The organism is Bacteroidales bacterium (assembly GCA_041671145.1).
Lineage (GTDB): Bacteria > Bacteroidota > Bacteroidia > Bacteroidales > JAHJDW01 > JAQUPB01.
This window is the reverse complement of the sequence record JBAZBZ010000086.1, coordinates 1-2,700: the sequence shown is the minus strand read 5'-3', so window position 1 is coordinate 2,700 and position 2,700 is coordinate 1. Positions and strand designations below refer to the sequence as shown.

Genomic DNA, 2,700 nt, shown 5'->3' with positions numbered 1-2,700 from the left:
TATTGTTATGCGTAACCGGTCTAAACCATCCAAGCGTACACCCCCAAGTATGCTCAATTCAAGCGGGCTGTAATTCATGGTTATGTGGTCGGGATTTGTGGTGTTAAGTTTTGTTTTTGTTTCCATGTTATTTATTTTTATTATAAAAAAAATATAGTGCCAATTTGATACTCGACAAAATTAAAAATAATGTTCAATATAGACAACTATTTTTGTATAAAAAAATAACATTATTTGCAAAACGCAGTGTTTTTGACTAATTTTGCGGTGTTTATTTTTTTTATTATGAGTATTGGTGAAAATATTAAGATTTTAAGGGAGGAAAAAGGATTAACCCAGCAACAGATTGCCGAGTTAATAGGTATGCATCGCTCTAATTATTCGAAGATAGAAAGCGGACAAAGGGAACTTTCCGTTAATTCGTTGAACAAAATAGCAAAGCATTTCGGCATTACGCTTGATGTTCTTGTAAATATGGAAGGGCGTGTTCCTAAAGAGGTAACCATTGAGGATAAAGCTGCCACAGAGCAAATGAGGTTAATACAAGAACTGGAACCGGAAGAAAAAAAGATGATTTTTAAAATGATTGATACTTTTCTTACAAAAAAGAAATTCAAAGATTTTTTTAAAAAGAATGTTGCTTCTTTATAAGGTTTTACTATACTTGCAACAATAATAATTAAAAATATAAGTTTTAAAAATATAATTTTTAATACAACAAATAAAAATATTATGAGAATACATAAAGAAAAAATACTTCATTTGCCTATTCTTATTGAACAGGACGAAGATAATTTTTATATTGTCAGCTGTCCTACTTTTGAGGGCTGCCATTCTTACGGCAAAACTATTGATGAAGCTTTAAAGAATATTCAGGAAGTTATTGAGATGTGCCTTGAAGAACAGGAAGAAAAGAAGAAAAAAAGCAGTATCATTAACAGGTTTATCGGATTCAGAGAACTGCAAATGCCTTTAAGAACTGCAACTGTTAAAGCTTAATCGTTTATGTCAACTAAACTTCCGGTATTATCAGGTAAGGAACTTATAAAGCTTTTAGAAAGCTTAGGGTTCAGAGTTGTTAGGGTTAACGGCTCGCATCACAGATTGCGACACATAGACGGTCGTGTTACTACTGTTCCTGTTCACAGAAATCAGGATATTCCTAAGGGTTTAATGCGTAAAATTATTCGTGAAGATTTAGATTTGGAACTGGAACAATTCGTTAATCTTATTATTAAATTGAAAAAGTAATTCCTTTTTTATTAATATTAAAGCCAACCGCTTTTCTCCGGTTGGCTTTTTTATTTCTCATTCTTTTGGTATTTTTTCCCATCCTTCTTTTGGGGCTTCTTTCATATTATCAGGGACAGGATAATCTGTTAACATTTCAGAATTTATAGGATTACCTGTTTCAAACTTTACATAATATCTTTTTCCTATTTCTGCCTTACTTGGCAAAATAGTATTTTTGGTCACTTGCGTGTGTACTACATCAAAACACTTATCATTAACATTATACTTGTAGTAAAGAGAAATACCACTTCTTGCCCCACCACCAATTTTATATAATATTCCAATAGTGTACATATGCGAATTTTCTAATTTAATCCATTTAATCATGGAAATAGTTATAGCATATAATATAAATGCAATAAAAAGACCTATTCCAATTTTGTTTATTAATTTCTTATTAACCATTATTTCTCATTTATTCTATTTTTGTTTACTTAATTCTTTTTTTGTTAAATCATTTATTTGATTGCCAAATAAACTGCCAGGAACAGAAGTCATAATTTCCGACATCATTTTTTCGCCTGTAACATCCAGCATATTCTTAGAATTAAATTTATTTAGTTTACCAAAGGTTAGAGTGGTTGTTACGTCAACAACAAATTCAGAAAGTGATTTGTTTACTCCAACTAATCTTGGCGTTTCAAAACCTTGTAATCCAACATTTACGTCAGCAACACTACCTGCTACCGATGATGATAAACCAGGCACAGTAAAAGCGTCAACAGCTGTACTAAACAAATTGACTTTTTTGTTAATAAGACCTTGAGCAAATGCACTTATACCGCCTTTAAGAGCCCATGAAGTTGCAGATACAGTTATTGCAGGCAAAGAAAATATAGCAGCTCCGGCTGCAAGCCCACCAGCAAAACCTTTTGCAAAAGCATCGGCAAAAGCACCGCCCGCAGTATTTCCTGTTGATTGAACAATGTTATTATTACCACCTTGCCAACAATTAGGGTCAACGCCAACTTGTCCTGTATATTGCCATTTATTATTAGCAAGTAACATAACTTCTTTTGAATCAACTGTAGAAAAATAGGTATGCCCTGGTGCTCCATAGCTTGTATTTGGTCCGAATTCTGCTTTTGCTTGTGCTTCTGACGTAATACTGGCATGCCATTCCCATTGTCCAGTACCTGCTTTTTTAATCCAGTCATCACCGAGAGGGTCAGCATTTCGGATTGGGTTGTTACCCATCATCACATAAGGACTTTCCCAAGGTTTAGCTTTCGGGTCAGGCGTATACCACTGTAAACGTCTTAAATCACCTTCACGATAAAAAGTAGAAATTGTATTTCGAGTGCCGTTAATTTCTTCATCAACTTCAGAACCCTGCGCACCGAAACGATATTTTGTAGATTCCCAACTTCTGCCGGGCATAACCATTCCAACCCCGCCATAATAATC

Annotated in this window: 5 protein-coding genes; 3 read left to right on the top strand and 2 right to left on the bottom strand. The window is 33.8% G+C overall.

What is annotated here, in order from left to right; genetic code table 11:
- Window positions 1-285 precede the first annotated feature (285 nt).
- The 3 genes from WC223_14030 to WC223_14020 all read left to right on the top strand — a co-directional run bounded on the left by WC223_14030 (window position 286) and on the right by WC223_14020 (window position 1,251).
- Window positions 286-651, top strand: a complete 366-nt coding sequence (locus WC223_14030) for a helix-turn-helix transcriptional regulator (GenBank protein ID MFA6925359.1) — start codon at window positions 286-288, stop codon at window positions 649-651.
- 81 nt (window positions 652-732) lie between these two features.
- Window positions 733-999 (top strand): type II toxin-antitoxin system HicB family antitoxin, encoded by a 267-nt coding sequence (locus WC223_14025; GenBank protein MFA6925358.1) that lies wholly within the window; start codon window positions 733-735, stop codon window positions 997-999.
- A gap of 6 nt (window positions 1,000-1,005) precedes the next feature.
- Complete coding sequence (locus WC223_14020; protein ID MFA6925357.1) at window positions 1,006-1,251, top strand: type II toxin-antitoxin system HicA family toxin; 246 nt, start codon at window positions 1,006-1,008, stop codon at window positions 1,249-1,251.
- A gap of 57 nt (window positions 1,252-1,308) precedes the next feature.
- On the opposite strand, the gene WC223_14015 is transcribed toward WC223_14020, so the two are convergent.
- Together WC223_14015 and WC223_14010 are read right to left on the bottom strand one after the other, a co-directional pair.
- Complete coding sequence (locus WC223_14015; GenBank protein ID MFA6925356.1) at window positions 1,309-1,698, bottom strand: hypothetical protein; 390 nt, start codon at window positions 1,696-1,698, stop codon at window positions 1,309-1,311.
- 15 nt (window positions 1,699-1,713) lie between these two features.
- Window positions 1,714-2,700: hypothetical protein (locus WC223_14010; GenBank protein MFA6925355.1), on the bottom strand; the 987-nt coding region annotated here is incomplete at its 5' end.